The sequence below is a fragment of the Neobacillus camarae genome, assembly GCF_054950115.1.
In genome coordinates, this window is the sequence record NZ_JBUCKX010000001.1 from 864641 (window position 1) to 880295 (window position 15655).

At 44.1% G+C, this 15655-nt stretch carries 16 protein-coding genes; 15 read left to right on the top strand and 1 reads right to left on the bottom strand.

Annotation, left to right across the window (positions count from 1 at the left end; genetic code table 11):
* Nucleotides 1–2: 2 nt before the first annotated feature.
* The 6 genes from ACY8D0_RS04205 (at nucleotide 3) to spoVM (ending at nucleotide 5754) form a co-directional block, all read left to right on the top strand.
* A complete protein-coding gene (locus tag ACY8D0_RS04205) occupies nucleotides 3–755 on the top strand; it encodes a Stp1/IreP family PP2C-type Ser/Thr phosphatase (protein ID WP_462409227.1) in 753 nt (250 codons plus the stop codon).
* Entirely contained in the window at nucleotides 756–2735 is a 1980-nt protein-coding gene (gene pknB, locus ACY8D0_RS04210; RefSeq protein ID WP_462409228.1) for a Stk1 family PASTA domain-containing Ser/Thr kinase, read from the top strand. It begins immediately after the preceding gene.
* Nucleotides 2736–2783: 48 nt separating this feature from the next.
* Nucleotides 2784–3665 (top strand): ribosome small subunit-dependent GTPase A, encoded by an 882-nt coding sequence (gene rsgA / locus ACY8D0_RS04215; protein ID WP_462409229.1) that lies wholly within the window; start codon nucleotides 2784–2786, stop codon nucleotides 3663–3665.
* 2 nt (nucleotides 3666–3667) lie between these two features.
* Nucleotides 3668–4312, top strand: a complete 645-nt coding sequence (gene rpe / locus ACY8D0_RS04220) for a ribulose-phosphate 3-epimerase (protein ID WP_462409230.1) — start codon at nucleotides 3668–3670, stop codon at nucleotides 4310–4312.
* 542 nt (nucleotides 4313–4854) lie between these two features.
* Entirely contained in the window at nucleotides 4855–5502 is a 648-nt protein-coding gene (locus tag ACY8D0_RS04225) for a thiamine diphosphokinase (RefSeq protein WP_462409231.1), read from the top strand.
* Between the two features lie 168 nt (nucleotides 5503–5670).
* A complete protein-coding gene (gene spoVM / locus ACY8D0_RS04230) occupies nucleotides 5671–5754 on the top strand; it encodes a stage V sporulation protein SpoVM (RefSeq protein ID WP_042356285.1) in 84 nt (27 codons plus the stop codon).
* Nucleotides 5755–5909: 155 nt separating this feature from the next.
* Here spoVM and rpmB read toward each other — a convergent pair whose 3' ends face one another.
* Nucleotides 5910–6098, bottom strand: coding sequence for a 50S ribosomal protein L28 (rpmB, locus tag ACY8D0_RS04235; protein WP_462409232.1), 189 nt, complete (start codon nucleotides 6096–6098; stop codon nucleotides 5910–5912).
* A gap of 271 nt (nucleotides 6099–6369) precedes the next feature.
* On the opposite strand from rpmB, the gene ACY8D0_RS04240 reads away from it, so the two are divergent.
* The 9 genes from ACY8D0_RS04240 (at nucleotide 6370) to fabG (ending at nucleotide 15618) form a co-directional block, all read left to right on the top strand.
* A complete protein-coding gene (locus tag ACY8D0_RS04240; RefSeq protein WP_462409233.1) occupies nucleotides 6370–6732 on the top strand; it encodes an Asp23/Gls24 family envelope stress response protein in 363 nt (120 codons plus the stop codon).
* A gap of 15 nt (nucleotides 6733–6747) precedes the next feature.
* Nucleotides 6748–8421: a DAK2 domain-containing protein gene (locus ACY8D0_RS04245; RefSeq protein ID WP_462409234.1), complete on the top strand. Its 1674-nt coding sequence runs from the start codon at nucleotides 6748–6750 to the stop codon at nucleotides 8419–8421.
* 91 nt (nucleotides 8422–8512) lie between these two features.
* Nucleotides 8513–9175: an L-serine ammonia-lyase, iron-sulfur-dependent subunit beta gene (gene sdaAB, locus ACY8D0_RS04250; RefSeq protein ID WP_462409235.1), complete on the top strand. Its 663-nt coding sequence runs from the start codon at nucleotides 8513–8515 to the stop codon at nucleotides 9173–9175.
* 93 nt (nucleotides 9176–9268) lie between these two features.
* Nucleotides 9269–10153, top strand: a complete 885-nt coding sequence (gene sdaAA, locus ACY8D0_RS04255; RefSeq protein WP_462409236.1) for an L-serine ammonia-lyase, iron-sulfur-dependent, subunit alpha — start codon at nucleotides 9269–9271, stop codon at nucleotides 10151–10153.
* Entirely contained in the window at nucleotides 10150–12195 is a 2046-nt protein-coding gene (gene recG, locus ACY8D0_RS04260; protein ID WP_462409237.1) for an ATP-dependent DNA helicase RecG, read from the top strand. The genes sdaAA and recG overlap by 4 nt, the downstream gene beginning before the upstream one ends.
* Nucleotides 12196–12334: 139 nt before the next feature.
* The gene (gene fapR, locus ACY8D0_RS04265) at nucleotides 12335–12901 is read left to right on the top strand and encodes a transcription factor FapR (protein ID WP_462409238.1); all 567 of its coding nucleotides are present in this window, start codon (nucleotides 12335–12337) and stop codon (nucleotides 12899–12901) included.
* A gap of 12 nt (nucleotides 12902–12913) precedes the next feature.
* The gene (gene plsX / locus ACY8D0_RS04270; protein ID WP_462409239.1) at nucleotides 12914–13918 is read left to right on the top strand and encodes a phosphate acyltransferase PlsX; all 1005 of its coding nucleotides are present in this window, start codon (nucleotides 12914–12916) and stop codon (nucleotides 13916–13918) included.
* 12 nt (nucleotides 13919–13930) lie between these two features.
* Complete coding sequence (gene fabD / locus ACY8D0_RS04275; RefSeq protein ID WP_462409240.1) at nucleotides 13931–14878, top strand: ACP S-malonyltransferase; 948 nt, start codon at nucleotides 13931–13933, stop codon at nucleotides 14876–14878.
* The gene (gene fabG / locus ACY8D0_RS04280; protein ID WP_462409241.1) at nucleotides 14875–15618 is read left to right on the top strand and encodes a 3-oxoacyl-[acyl-carrier-protein] reductase; all 744 of its coding nucleotides are present in this window, start codon (nucleotides 14875–14877) and stop codon (nucleotides 15616–15618) included. Before fabD ends, fabG begins: the two co-directional genes overlap by 4 nt.
* Nucleotides 15619–15655: the final 37 nt, after the last annotated feature.

The following is a 15655-nucleotide window of genomic DNA, read 5'->3' on the forward strand; positions in this document are numbered from 1 at the left end:
GTATGAAAGCAATATTCTTAACAGACCAAGGAAAAGTACGTCTTCACAATGAGGATGCCGGAGGGGTGTTTTTAAATCCTGACGGCATCCGTCTTGCCATTGTTGCGGATGGAATGGGCGGTCACCGTGCTGGTGATGTGGCGAGTGGGATGACATTAACCCAACTCAAAGTGGAATGGGAAAAAGCATCCGGTATTGACACAGCCGGGATGGCGGAGGCATGGTTAAAAGACCATATTACCAAAGTAAATGGCCTTCTGTTGGACCATGCGACCAATAACAGTGATTGTGATGGCATGGGAACGACCATTGTGGCTGCCATCATTACCGACCGGTTTGCCACGGTTGCCCATATTGGCGACAGCCGCGGTTATCTGTTAAATGAGACCGGATTCAAGCAAATAACGGAAGACCACTCCCTTGTGAATGAGCTGGTAAAGACGGGGCAAATCAGTAAAGAAGATGCTGAGCATCACCCACGGAAAAATGTGTTGCTTCGGGCATTGGGCACTGAGAAAATGGTCGAAATGGATATCTCAACCATTATGTTTGAAGAAAGGGACGTTCTTCTGTTATGTTCGGATGGGCTTTCTAACAAAGTCAGTGAAAAAGAAATGACAGATATTCTCTTAATGGATGATGAACTTGAACAAAAAGCAAGTACATTAGTCTCACTAGCGAACCAATATGGTGGCGAGGATAATATTACATTGGTAATTGTCGAGTTTTCTGGGAGCAGTGAGGGTGATGTATAGATGTTAATCGGTAAGCGATTAAGCGGCCGCTATAAAATATTGGATATGATTGGCGGCGGCGGCATGGCCAATGTTTATTTAGCCCATGACATGATTCTTGACCGAGATGTCGCGGTTAAGATGCTGCGGCTTGATTTCGCTAATGATGAGGAATTTATCCGCCGGTTTCACAGAGAGGCGCAATCCGCCACAAGCTTAGCCCATCCAAATATTGTCAATATATATGATGTCGGTGAAGAAAATGACCTGTATTATATTGTCATGGAATTTGTCGACGGCCAAACCTTGAAACAATACATACAACAGAATTCCCCCCTTAGAGTGGAGGAAGCCATTGAGATTATGAAGCAGTTAACCTCTGCTATATCTCACGCGCATCATAACCATATCATTCATCGGGATATTAAACCTCACAATATTTTAATTGACCATGAGGGGAATGTAAAAATCACGGATTTTGGTATTGCCATGGCTTTAAGTGCAACGGCGATCACCCAAACTAACTCTGTAATGGGTTCGGTTCATTATTTGTCCCCGGAGCAGGCGCGCGGCGGAATGGCAAATCGAAAATCCGATATTTATTCTGTAGGAATTGTCATGTTTGAATTACTGACCGGCAGGCTGCCTTTCTCCGGGGAATCAGCAGTGTCCATTGCCCTAAAGCATCTTAATTCAGAAACACCATCTGTCAGAAGATGGAATCCAGACATTCCGCAAAGTGTCGAGAACATCGTTTTGAAAGCAACGGCGAAGGACCCGTTTCATCGATACAACAGTGTGGATGAAATGGGGGAGGATTTACGGACCGCCCTTAACCCCGAGCGGATGAATGAACCAAAATTTATGATTCCAATAGATGATGAAGCAACTAAGGCTATTCCAATTATCACCAATGACAAACCCTTAAAAAATTTGGATGAAACTTTGGTGCACAGCAACGAAAAGCACACGAATTCTTTAAGTGATCAAGACGATAATGGGTCACCAATAAAGAAAAGGCGGAAAAGATGGCCCATCATTCTCATTTCCACTATTGTTGTTCTTGCCATCATTGCCATTTTATCCTATGTCTTTCTACCTGGCATGTTAGCTGCTAAAGAAATGAAAATTCCCGATGTCTCAGGAATGAATGTGGATGATGCCGTTTCAAAGCTGAAGCTTGAGGGACTTGGTGTCAGCAAAAAAATAGAAATGACCGATGACGAATACAAAAAGGGACAAGTCATCAAATCTGACCCGGTAGCTGGGACGACAGTAAAAGAAAACTCAAAGGTTACTCTATATGTTAGCCTTGGCAAGGAAAAATATGAATTATCCGATTACACTGACAGACAATATGATGATGTGGTGGAGTTATTGGCTGAATTAAATTTTAAAGATATCGAGAAAACAGAGGTATATGATGACAGTGAACCTGGAACCATTATCAGCCAAACTCCGGAAGAAGGCCAAAAAGTGGTTCCCGAGGAAACGGTTTTAGAGTTTGAGGTAAGTCAAGGCCCTGAGAAAATTGTGTTGCGCGATCTCAAGGAATACACTTTAAAGAGTGCCCAGGATTATGCTTCACAGGTTGGTTTAGTCCTTGACGCCTCCGAAGAACAATATAGTGAAACAATACCGAAAGGGATGGTCATCTCTCAAAACCCTGCACCGACTACCGCAATGAATAAGGGAGATAAAGTAAAAGTCATCATTTCAAAAGGCGTAGAAGAAAAACCGCCCAAAATCAAAAATATTGACGTCAATATCCCATATGACCCAACGGTACCCGGGGCGCCAGGACAAAAGCAGACGGTGCTGATTTATATTGATGATATGCAGCACACGATGACTGAACCTGCACAGGTATTGGAAATAACGGAGTCAAAAGTCGTACCTATTCAATTGGAAATCCCTTATAACGGCGTAGCAGGTTACCAAGTCATTCGTGGGGACAAAGTGATTGACCAAGGTAAAGTCAACTATGCAGATGTGGAGTAATAGGCTATATGTTGGAAAAGATTCAATGAAAAGTCAAGGAGGGCTGCTATGCCTGAAGGTAAAATTATTAAAGCGCTTAGCGGTTTTTATTATGTTCTTCATCATGACCAGTTAATCCAATGCCGCGGCAGAGGGGTTTTCCGTAAAAACAAGGTAACCCCTCTTGTGGGGGATAACGTTGTATTTCAAGCTGAAAATGAACTGGAAGGATATATATTGGAAGTAAAAGAAAGAAAAAATGAATTGGTCCGTCCTCCAGTGGCAAATGTTGACCAGGCCATCCTTGTTTTTTCGGCAGTAGAGCCCGATTTTAGCACAATCCTGTTGGACCGGTTTCTAGTCCTTGTGGAATTTAACCAGATCACCCCGATTATTTGTATCAGTAAAATGGATTTAACGAATCTAGAGCAAGAAAAGCAAATATTAGTATATGCTGAACACTATCAACGAGCGGGATATGAGGTCATTCTGACATCCTCGGAGACGGAAACCGGAATAGAACGACTGCAACCGCATTTAGAGAACAAAATTTCGGTGTTTGCCGGACAATCGGGTGTTGGGAAATCTTCTCTATTGAATGTATTGCGGCCAGATCTTGAATTAAAAACAAATGATATCTCGTCCCACCTAGGCAGGGGCAAGCATACAACCAGACATGTGGAACTTATTCATGTTGGAAATGGCCTGTTGGCAGACACACCCGGATTTAGTTCATTGGAATTCACTGAGATGGAAGCGGAAGATTTAACAGCCTGCTTCCCTGAATTATTGAGTGCCAGCGAAAATTGTAAATTTCGTGGCTGCCTGCATGTCAGTGAGCCAAAATGCGGCGTGAAAGCTGAAGTGGAATCCGGGCAAATTCCAGATTACCGCTATGAGCATTATTTGAGTTTCCTGCAGGAAATAAAAGAAAGAAAGCCGAGGTATTAACTATGGTGAAAATAGCGCCATCAATCCTATCCGCGGATTTTTCAAAATTAGGGGAAGAGATTACTGCGGTTGAAAAGGCAGGGGCGGACTATATCCATATTGATGTAATGGATGGACATTTTGTTCCAAATATAACGATTGGGCCCTTAGTTGTGGAGGCTGCCCGCCCTGTCACAAAGCTCCCGTTAGACGTCCATCTAATGATTGAAAATCCGGACCAATATATTGAGGCGTTCGCAAAGGCTGGAGCGGACTACATAACTGTTCACGTGGAAGCATGCCGCCACCTTCACAGGACGATTCAAAATATAAAATCATTTGGTGTGAAAGCCGGCGTTGTCTTAAATCCAGCCACTCCTGTGGAGTCTATCCAACATGTTATCCGTGACGTGGACATGGTTTTATTAATGTCAGTGAACCCGGGGTTTGGCGGGCAAAAGTTCATTCCCGAAGTACTCCCCAAAATTAAAAAGGTAAAAGAACTAGCCGATCAAAAGGGAGTTGCCGTGGAAATTGAAATTGATGGCGGAGTCAATCCCGAGACCGCCAAACAATGTATGGAGGCCGGAGCCACCGTTCTGGTAGCGGGTTCCGCCATCTATAATCAACCGGATTATGCTGAGGCGATTTTGAGTATAAGAGGATAAACGTAAAAAGCCGGCACGAGCCGGCTTTTTGTGAAGAAAAGAAATAACTATTTTTCGACTTTAAGAATTGTCTAGCACCACAAGGAAAGCTTCGTCAGCATAGATATCGCACGAAGAAAAAGCGTTAACTTTTTCGAGGAGCGCCCTAGCGCCTAGTGTCCTTCGCTCTCCGCCCTACGATAAGTCTACATCGATCCACCTCCTGCTCCTGCGCCAAAGCATATTCGAGGAAGCGGCTGTTCAGCTCGTCGCAAAGCCCTAGAAGCTTATTCAGGTAGTTGCTTGGCTCATCGTGTTTCCTTTATCCTGTTCAACGGGCAGTAGATTCTCAACTGCCCGTAAGAACTCGATTGGTTCAACTTACAATCAGCGAGAAAAACGTTCGCTGATTGAAGTTTCACCTTATCTCAGTTGGAGCGCTCCACAAAGGAAGGCTTCGGAGCATAAGCATCGCACGAAGGAAAAGCGTTAGCTTTTTCGAGGAGGCCATACGGCGCTGACTAGGGCGCTTGCGCTTTTCTTTATCTGAAAGGGGAGCAGTAATGATTATCAATATTTTAGCAGGCGGCCCTGAAGACCTTCTTCCTGATTTAACGGAATATAATGAAAAGAATACGGTTTGGGTAGGCGTCGACCGGGGGGTCTTTCATTTGTTGGAAAGAAAAATAAACCCTGACATTGCCTTTGGTGATTTTGATTCGGTATCACCGCAGGAGCTGGAGTATATCGAAAACTCCGTGAGTGAATTAAAACGGTTTAAGGCGGAAAAAAATGAAACCGATATGGAGCTTGCTTTGAACTGGGCACTAGAACAAAACGCTGAAGTCATCCGCCTGTTTGGTGCAACCGGAGGCAGGTTGGATCACTTTTTAGCCAATATACAGTTATTGGTTGAACCCCTGAAGAAAGGGAGTCCGTCGGAGGTGTTCTTGATTGACCGAAATAATACCGCTTTTTTACGAGGACCCGGCACTTATGTGATACCGAAACTGGATAAATTAAAGTACGTCTCATTTGTCCCATTAACATTAAATGTTCACAATCTTACGCTCGAAGGATTTAAGTACCCTTTGAAAAATCGTCATATCTCACTCGGGTCCACACTATGTATAAGTAATGAACTTATTAGCAAATATGGTACTTTTTCATTTTCCGAAGGCATATTAATAGTGATAAGAAGTCATGATTAATATGTTCATTGCTTACTTAAGCACTCTTGGAAGAAAACTTGGCGCCCTGCTTGAAGTGCTTTTGGCCTGATTTTTTTCTGGTACTGATTTCAATCATTTGAATAGTATGGTAGGGGCAGCGACAGCTATCGTGAATAAAGAGTTGTGAGATTGGTGAGGAGGGACAGTATGAAATTTTATACGATTAAACTGCCGAGATTTTTAGGCGGAATTGTCCGGGCGATGATTGGTGTGTTTAATAAAAAAGAATAGAATAAACCATGCGATCAATGAAACAAAAGTCGAATCTGTAAACAGACAGCACCCTGACTTGGGTGCTTTTTAATTTTTGGGTTATTGGGAAACATAATATAATAAGATGGGAAATGAAAAAAGCATCCTAATTTAGGATGCTTTTACACGATTTATTATACGCGCTCAACTTTACCGGATCTAAGTGCTCTTGTAGAAACCCAAACACGTTTTGGTTTTCCATCAACAAGAATACGAACTTTTTGCAAGTTAGCACCCCAAGTACGCTTGTTAGCGTTCATAGCGTGTGAACGTGCGTTACCAGTTTTGGTTTTCTTTCCAGTTACTACACATTTGCGTGGCATCTATTTTCCCTCCTTAACTTACCAATCACTTAATCAAAAAAAATCATTGGATATAGAAAAATGGCCTTGCCAAATTCTCTAGCCTAAAGATACCTTAATAATTTATCATACAAGTGATGTGATTGCAATAGTTGTGTCAAAAGCTTTCAAGAAAAAAGCCTTGACAATTGCTTCATATAAATGGTTTATAATAGACAGGTATGGCTTTATTTTTGCCAGTATAGTAAAATGACTGTAGTTATGGAGCAATTAACCGAAGGGGGAACGTTTCATGTCCATTGAATTAAAAACAAAGTACGGACAAATTGATATTTCAAACGAAGTAATCGCAACCATTGCTGGAGGAGCGGCAATCGAATGCTATGGAATCGTTGGAATGGCCTCTAAGAACCAAATTAAAGATGGTTTTACTGAAATTTTAAGAAAAGAAAACTTCACTCGAGGTGTAATCGTTCGTCAAGAAAACGAGGCAATACATATTGATATGTACATCATTGTCAGCTATGGAACCAAAATTTCCGAAATCGCTCACAACGTGCAATCGAAAGTAAAATATACCCTCGATCAAACGGTCGGACTATCCGTTGACTCGGTTAATATTTTTGTTCAGGGAGTTCGTGTGACGAACCCGTAGTAAGGAGGAAGGTTTGTGTCAATTACAGCATTAGATGGAAAACGCTTCGCCGAGATGGTGATTCAAGGTGCCAATAACTTGGCAATGAATGCAAAAATGGTTGATGCATTGAACGTTTTTCCAGTTCCCGATGGTGATACAGGGACAAATATGAATTTATCCATGACCTCTGGGGCAAAAGAAGTAAAAAATAATGTACAGGAACACATTGGTAAAGTAGGGATCTCTCTTTCCAAAGGGCTGTTAATGGGAGCGCGCGGAAACTCAGGAGTTATCTTGTCCCAATTATTCCGTGGTTTCTCGAAGGCAATGGAAGCAAAAGCAACCTTGACAGCAAAAGAATTTGCCCAGGCTTTCGAAGCGGGGGTTGAAACGGCATATAAGGCTGTCATGAAACCAGTAGAGGGGACCATCTTGACAGTTGCCAAGGATGCCGCAAAAAAAGGAGTTCTGGCTGCCCAAAAGTCAAACGATATCATTGTCGTAATGGAGGAAATTTTAAAGGAAGCGAAGGCTTCGTTAAAACGGACACCTGACCTGCTTCCGGTTTTGAAAGAGGTTGGTGTTGTTGACAGCGGCGGACAGGGGCTAGTTTGCGTTTATGAGGGTTTCCTGGCTCAGTTAAAAGGAGAAGACCTTCCTGATTTACCGGCGGAGCTGCCTTCTATGGATGAGATGGTCAACGCCGAACACCATAAAAGTGTTCAAGGCTTTATGAACACGGAAGAGATTGTCTATGGTTATTGCACGGAGTTTATGGTTCGTCTTGAAAAGGAAAAAACCGAAAAGTTTCCTTTTAATGAAACAAAATTTCGGAATGATTTAAGTAACTACGGAGATTCTTTGTTGGTTATTTCGGATGAAGAGATTGCCAAGGTGCATATCCACTCCGAACAGCCAGGAGAGGTTCTCACATATGGCCAGCGATACGGAAGTCTCATTAAAATAAAAGTTGAAAACATGCGCCAGCAGCATTCGGAAATTGTTGGCACGCAAACTCCTCTCGTGGCAGAAAAGCAGCCAAAAGAACAAAAAGAATACGGTATTGTTACCGTATCAATGGGTTCCGGAATTGCCGAACTGTTTAATAGCATTGGAGCCCATGCTGTCATTGAAGGCGGTCAAACGATGAATCCGAGCACGGAGGATATCGTAAAAGCAGTCAAACAAGTAAATGCCAAAAAGGTATTTATCTTACCAAATAACAAAAATATTATCATGGCTGCCCAGCAGGCTGCTGACGTGACGGAAGAAGAAATCTACGTCATCCCGTCAAAAACAGTACCGCAAGGTCTTGCCGCACTATTGGCGTTCAATCCATCAACAGATGTAAATGCAAACGTTGATGCCATGAACGAAGCGTTAAACCAAGTCAAATCCGGTCAAATCACATACGCTGTCCGCGACACACAAATCGATGGGCTGGATATTGAAAAAGATGACTTTATGGGAATTTCTGAGGGTAAAATTGTCGTCAAGAATAAGGATAAAGGAAAAGTGGCAGAGGAGCTCCTTGGCCAAATGCTTGATGACGAATCAGAAATATTAACGATCATTTACGGTGAAGATGTCACTGAACAAGACGTGGAACGCCTTACACAATTTGTGGAAGAAAACTACGGTGATGTCGAAATTGAAGTGCATAATGGCCAGCAGCCATTATATTCCTATATCTTTTCAATCGAATAAGGAACGGCTAAAATAGAAGGGAGTTATCCCTTCTTTTTTAATGCTGAATATACTATATTAAACATCCGGTTGATCCAAGGGAGAGTTATTTGTGAAGTTTAGAAGCGTGTTTGATATAATCGGACCGGTGATGATTGGGCCTTCCAGTTCCCATACCGCTGGGGCTGCCCGAATTGGCCGGGTGGCCAGGAGCCTATTTGGCCGGGAGCCTAAATGGGCCAATGTTTCTTTGTACGGCTCATTTGCCCAAACCTATAAAGGCCATGGAACGGATGTGGCTATTATTGGCGGGATACTGGATTTTGATACCGATGATCCTAGAATCATCCATGCGCTTGATATCGCAAAAGAGCATGGCATAAAATACAGTTTTATTGAAGAGGATGCCGTACCCGATCACCCGAATACCGCTAGGATTATCATTGGTGACCATAATGGGGAACTTGAATTGACGGGGATTTCCATTGGCGGCGGAAAAATTGAAATTACGGAGTTAAACGGTTTCGAGCTAAAGCTTTCCGGAAACCACCCAGCGATTCTCGTTGTCCACAACGATCGGTTTGGTGCCATTGCAAGTGTGGCTAATACTCTGGCAAAATATGAAATTAATATTGGCCACATGGAAGTTGCGCGTAAAGATGTCGGTAAAATGGCTTTAATGACCATTGAAGTGGACCAAAATATCAGTGGCCAACTGATTGAAGAGCTTGAAAAGCTCCCCAACATACTAAAAGTAACAAAAATTGTGGAGTAAAAAGGATAAGCACTAGGAAACGGGATAACGAACGTGCCATATACATGGCAGTTATCTATTTAAAAAATTTATGGAAAGTAAGGGGGGACCTCTATGTTCCGCAATGTTGCAGAATTAGTGGAACTCGCCGTCAGTCAAAATAAAAAGATTTCCGAAATTATGATTGAACAGGAAATAACCTTAACAGGACGGTCGAGAGAGGAAATTATCACACAAATGGACCGCAACCTGACCGTTATGGAAAATGCCGTGGAGCGGGGAATCAACGGTGTCACCTCCCACTCGGGGTTAACCGGTGGGGATGCCGTACTCATGCAAGCATACATTCAAAAAGGCAATTTTCTATCAGGAGAGACGATTCTTGACGCAGTGAGTAAAGCAGTGGCAACAAACGAAGTAAATGCCGCAATGGGAACAATATGCGCCACACCGACAGCCGGTTCAGCAGGCGTGGTTCCAGGAACTTTGTTTGCCGTAAAGAAGAAACTTAATCCGACTAGAGAACAAATGATTTCGTTTTTATTTACTGCAGGGGCATTTGGCTTTGTGGTGGCGAACAATGCGTTTATTTCAGGGGCTGCGGGAGGCTGTCAAGCGGAAGTGGGTTCTGCGGCAGGAATGGCTGCCGCAGCCATTGTCGAGATGGCCGGGGGAAGCCCTGAGCAGTGTGCCGATGCAATGGCCATTACATTAAAGAATATGCTTGGCTTAGTCTGCGACCCTGTTGCCGGACTGGTGGAAGTGCCATGCGTAAAACGGAATGCCATGGGGGCGGCTAATGCCATGGTGGCTGCCGATATGGCCTTGGCGGGAATCAAAAGCCGGATTCCGTGTGATGAGGTCATTGATGCTATGTATAGAATCGGCCAATCGATGCCGACCGCATTAAAAGAAACTGGACAGGGAGGGTTGGCGGCAACACCTACAGGTCGAGCACTCGAATCCAAAATCTTCGGTCTGCCGCTTAAAAAACAGTGAATGAATTGAACGAACCAGTAACCGCTCTAAAGGGAATTGGGGAAGAAACTGCAGCCAGCCTTTCGGAAATCAATATTTTTACCATACAGGATTTATTGGAATATTTCCCCTATCGGTATGAAGACTACCGTCTCCGCGATTTAGCGGAGGTACAGCATGATGAGAAAGTGACGGTGGAAGGGAAGGTTCATAGCGAGCCTTCTCTTGTCTATTATGGAAGAAAAAAATCAAAGCTCACGATTCGGGTTTTGGTCGGCCGCTACTTGATAAAAGTGGTGTTTTTTAACCAGCCGTACTTAAAAAGCAAAATAGCCATAAATGAAACCATTACGGTGACCGGCAAGTGGGATGCCCATCGACAGACGATTACAGCGAATGAACTGCAACTTGGCACCAATTCCAAAACAGCCGAATTTGAGCCTGTATATTCTGTCCGTGGCAGTCTAACGACAAAAGGAATGAGAAAATTTATCCGGCTTGCCTTTCAACAATACGGCAGCTATATAGAAGAAGTCTTGCCAACGGACATTTTGCAAAAATACCGGCTGCTTAACCGAAAGGATGCCTTTCGGGCCTTGCATTTTCCCTCCAGTCAGGAAGACGTCAAGCAGTCGCGCCGCCGGTTTGTGTATGAAGAATTTCTTATTTTTCAATTGAAGATGCAAGGATTACGGAAGTTTGAACGGGAGCATTCACCGGGAATAAGCCAAAACTATGACTTAAAGAAATTGAAAGAGTTTCTAGGCCAGCTTCCTTTCCCGTTAACCAATGCCCAAAGACGGGTGGTGAATGAAATTGTAAAGGATTTAAAATCACCTTACCGCATGAATCGACTGCTGCAAGGCGATGTTGGGTCCGGAAAAACAGTAGTCGCGGCAATTGGTTTGTATGCTAGTGTGACCGCAGGGTTTCAGGGGGCACTCATGGTGCCAACGGAAATATTGGCCGAACAGCATGCTGAATCGCTAAAAGGTTTGCTAGAGCCTTTCAACGTCAGGTGCGAACTATTGACCAGCTCCATTAAAGGGAAGCGTCGGAAAGAAGTATTGCAGGAACTTAGGGAAGGTCATGTGGATATTCTTATTGGTACCCATGCGCTCATTCAAGATGAGGTGGCCTTTAAGAAATTAGGACTGGTTATTACCGATGAACAGCACCGATTTGGAGTCGAGCAACGGCGGGTGTTAAGGGAAAAAGGGGAAAACCCGGATGTGCTGTTCATGACAGCAACGCCGATTCCACGAACATTGGCCATTACCGTTTTTGGGGAAATGGATGTTTCGGTCCTTGATGAGTTGCCAGCGGGAAGAAAGTCCATTGAGACCTACTGGGCAAGGCCGGAAATGCTGGAACGGGTTCTGGCAATGGTTGAGAAAGAACTGAGGAAAGGGCATCAGGCCTATGTGATTTGTCCATTGATTGAAGAATCCGATAAACTTGATGTCCAAAACGCGATTGATGTGCATGTGACCCTAAGTCAATATTTCCAGAATCGCTTTAAAACAGGGCTGATGCATGGACGGCTTTCGGCTGAAGAAAAGGATTTCGTCATGAAACAATTCAGCTCCAATGAGGTCCAAGTACTTGTTTCCACAACTGTGGTCGAGGTAGGGGTTAATGTACCCAATGCGACCATGATGGTGATTTATGATGCCGAAAGATTTGGATTATCCCAGCTTCACCAGCTTCGGGGCCGGGTTGGCCGGGGCAGTGACCAATCTTATTGCATTTTGCTCGCCAATCCAAAGTCGGAAACCGGTCAGGAACGGATGCGGATTATGACAGAAACAAACGATGGATTCGCACTCAGCGAGAAGGATCTGGAACTAAGGGGTCCTGGGGACTTTTTTGGCAGAAAACAAAGCGGGATACCGGAATTTAAGATTGCCGATATGGTACATGATTACCGTGCCCTCGAGACAGCCCGAAACGATGCAGCGATGCTGCTTGAATCGAATAGTTTCTGGAGTTCGCCGGAATATGGATATCTACGGAGCAGATTAGAGAATTCAGGAGTGTTGGAAGGGGAAAAGCTCGATTGACCATTATACCTCTAGCTAATTCAACCTGGTAAACACATAAAGCAGATGCAGGAATGGGAAACTAATTCTTGCATTCTGCTTTTTTAAATTTTATACTACTCTTAGTACCTAGTCATAAGAACTCGGACGGTGTGGAAAGATGAGAAGAAGTAAGAAAGAACGCCAACAACTGTTATTGTCCACGATTCATGACAATCCATTCATTACGGACGAGGATCTTGCAGAAAAGTTTCAAGTGAGTGTGCAAACGATCCGTTTGGACCGCTTGGAGTTATCAATCCCCGAGCTAAGGGAACGCATTAAATCAGTAGCGGAAAAGCGGTTTGATGATGAGGTCAAGTCATTGCCGCTTGATGAGGTAATCGGGGAAATTATTGATATAGAACTCGACCATAATGCTATCTCCATTTTTGATGTTAGGGAAGAGCACGTATTTAAAAGAAATCAAATTGCCCGTGGACACCATGTTTTTGCCCAGGCAAATTCTCTTGCGGTGGCAGTCATTAATGATGAATTGGCGTTGACAGCTAAGGCGAATATTCAATTTATTCGCTCAGTAAAACTGCATGAACGGGTCATTGCCAAAGCAAAGGTAGTAAAGATTGATGAAATCAAGGACAGAACGTTAGTCCAAGTGAAAAGTTTTGTCAATAATGAACTGGTTTTTACCGGAGACTTTGAAATGTACCGTTCGAATAATCAATAAGGGATGAGACCGATGAAACTTGCCATTGACGCAATGGGCGGCGACAATGCGCCAAAAGAGATTGTTTTGGGCGCGATGAAGGCCGTAAACGAATTTCCGGATTTACATATTACTCTTGTAGGTGATGAAAATAAAATAAAAGGCACACTGACCAATCATGAAAGAATCAGCATTATACATACCGAAGATGTCATATTAGGTACCGATGAGCCGGTACGGGCGGTCCGGAGAAAGAAAAACGCTTCAATGGTCCTTGCGGCGTCACAAGTAGCCGAAGGAAAGGCAGATGCCTGTTTGTCCGCGGGGAATACCGGAGCTTTAATGGCCGCCGGATTGTTTGTAGTAGGCAGAATTGAAGGAATTGACCGTCCGGCATTAGCGCCTACCCTTCCCACGATTGGCGGGGAAGGATTTCTATTATTGGATGTGGGAGCAAATGCTGATGCAAGGCCGGAACACCTATTGCAATATGCCATCATGGGCTCGGTTTACAGTAATAAAGTAAGAGGTATTGCGAATCCAAGAGTCGGGCTCCTTAATATCGGTACGGAGGAAAAGAAAGGCAATGAACTGACAAAGCATGCCTTTGGCCTTCTCAAGCAGGCGAATCTAAATTTTGTCGGCAATGTCGAGGCCCGCGATTTGCTTGATGGTGTAGCGGATGTGGTGGTTACGGATGGCTTTACAGGGAACATGGTATTGAAAACCTTAGAAGGTACCGCACTTGGCATGTTTAAAATGCTAAAAGCTTCGCTGATGTCAAGCTTAAAAAGTAAACTGGCGGCAGCGGTTTTGAAGCCTGAATTTAGTTCGCTGAAAAGGAAACTGGACTACTCCGAATATGGCGGTGCAGGACTTTTTGGCTTAAAGGCACCGGTCATTAAAGCGCACGGATCATCGAATGCACAGGCAATCTACAGCGCGGTAAAACAGACGAGAGAAATGGTCAGCAATGATGTCATTGCATTAATCAAACAATCTGTTGAAGAATCAGCCACAGTTGAATTAAATAATTAAGGGGGATGCGCTTTGGGCAAAATAGCATTTGTGTTTCCAGGACAGGGGTCACAGACAGTAGGCATGGGGAAGGAATTGGCTGAAAAATACCCTGAGGTGATGGAGTATTTCAAAAAAGCGGACCAAACATTAAATCATCCATTAAGCCAGCTGATTTTCGAGGGTCCGCAAGAAGAACTGACACAGACGATGAATACCCAGCCAGCATTACTGACGACAAGTTTGGCGATTTTGGATTTTTTCCGTAAATCAGGAATCAAACCTGATTATACGGCCGGCCACAGCTTAGGGGAGTATACAGCGCTGGCAGCTGCGGGAGCACTCTCCTTTAAAGATTCGGTATACTTGGTAAGAAAACGCGGCGAGTTTATGGAAAGTGCCGTTCCTAACGGCGAAGGCTCCATGGCTGCTGTACTTGGCCTGGACCGGGATAAGCTCTCGGCAATAACGGATGAAGTAACAAGATCCGGATTCACTGTTGCGCTTGCAAATTTAAATTGTCCTGGACAAATAGTCATTTCCGGTACAAGAAAAGGGGTCGAACTTGCTGGTTCTAAGGCCAAGGAGTCGGGGGCAAAACGGGTTCTGCCTTTGGAAGTGTCGGGACCCTTTCATTCCCCGTTAATGAAGCCGGCTGCAGGTCAACTGCAATCTGTATTAAATGAAATTCCGATGGCGGAAGCAACGATTCCGGTTGTCGTTAACGTAACGGCTGAACCAACAGTTGCGGCCACACAAATAAAAGATAAATTGATCGAACAACTCTACTCCCCTGTTTTATGGGAGGATTCTGTCCGAAAAATGATTGAGCTCGGTGTGGATACCTTTGTGGAAATTGGTCCAGGAAAGGTATTATCGGGACTGATTAAAAAAATTGACAAAACCGTTAAAACCCATGCTGTCTCGGATGAAGAAAGTGCACTAGCTGTCATGGATGCATTGAAGGAGGAGCGATTATGAGTTTAGCAGGTAAAGCGGCTCTAGTAACAGGGGCATCGCGGGGAATCGGTCGTGAGATTGCCCTCGAACTGGCTAGACTTGGAGCCAATGTAGCGGTTAATTTCGCCGGCAGCGAAGCAAAAGCGAATGAAGTGGTAGACGAAATTACGGCCCTTGGCCGGGATGCCTTTTCAATCAAATGTGATGTTTCCAATTCGGGAGAAGTGACCGCAATGGTGAAAGCCGCGATTGACCGTTTTGGCAAACTGGATATTTTGGTGAATAATGCCGGGATTACCAAAGACAATTTATTGATGAGGATGAAAGAAGAAGAATGGGACGATGTGCTTAATATTAACCTTAAAGGTGTTTTCCTCTGCACGAAGGCCGTTACAAGGCAAATGATGAAGCAGCGTGTTGGCCGGATCATCAATGTAGCTTCAATCGTGGGGGTGAGCGGCAATCCTGGGCAAGCCAATTATGTGGCGGCCAAAGCGGGTGTCATTGGATTAACTAAAACGACAGCAAAAGAACTGGCATCACGCAATATTACAGTTAATGCCATAGCTCCAGGCTTTATTTCAACAGATATGACGGATCAACTTTCCGAAGAGGTTAAGCAGGAAATGTTAAAGCAGATTCCTTTAGCGCGATTCGGTGAACCTAAGGATATTGCGAAAGTGGCAGCCTTCCTTGCTTCGGATGATTCCTCCTATATGACGGGACAAACCCTCCATATCGACGGCGGAATGGTCATGTAATTCATAAAAACTATGTACTTTTTTGAGAAATGCTCTA

Coding starts and splice junctions, on each gene's coding strand:
- fabG (WP_462409241.1), top strand. CDS start 14,875: ATGAGTTTAGCAGGTAAAGCGGCTCTAGTAACAGGGGCATCGCGGGGA.
- ACY8D0_RS04225 (WP_462409231.1), top strand. CDS start 4,855: ATGATTATCAATATTTTAGCAGGCGGCCCTGAAGACCTTCTTCCTGAT.
- sdaAA (WP_462409236.1), top strand. CDS start 9,269: ATGTTCCGCAATGTTGCAGAATTAGTGGAACTCGCCGTCAGTCAAAAT.
- rsgA (WP_462409229.1), top strand. CDS start 2,784: ATGCCTGAAGGTAAAATTATTAAAGCGCTTAGCGGTTTTTATTATGTT.
- rpe (WP_462409230.1), top strand. CDS start 3,668: ATGGTGAAAATAGCGCCATCAATCCTATCCGCGGATTTTTCAAAATTA.
- plsX (WP_462409239.1), top strand. CDS start 12,914: ATGAAACTTGCCATTGACGCAATGGGCGGCGACAATGCGCCAAAAGAG.
- ACY8D0_RS04205 (WP_462409227.1), top strand. CDS start 3: ATGAAAGCAATATTCTTAACAGACCAAGGAAAAGTACGTCTTCACAAT.
- pknB (WP_462409228.1), top strand. CDS start 756: ATGTTAATCGGTAAGCGATTAAGCGGCCGCTATAAAATATTGGATATG.
- fapR (WP_462409238.1), top strand. CDS start 12,335: ATGAGAAGAAGTAAGAAAGAACGCCAACAACTGTTATTGTCCACGATT.
- spoVM (WP_042356285.1), top strand. CDS start 5,671: ATGAAATTTTATACGATTAAACTGCCGAGATTTTTAGGCGGAATTGTC.
- rpmB (WP_462409232.1), bottom strand. CDS start 6,098: ATGCCACGCAAATGTGTAGTAACTGGAAAGAAAACCAAAACTGGTAAC.
- ACY8D0_RS04240 (WP_462409233.1), top strand. CDS start 6,370: ATGTCCATTGAATTAAAAACAAAGTACGGACAAATTGATATTTCAAAC.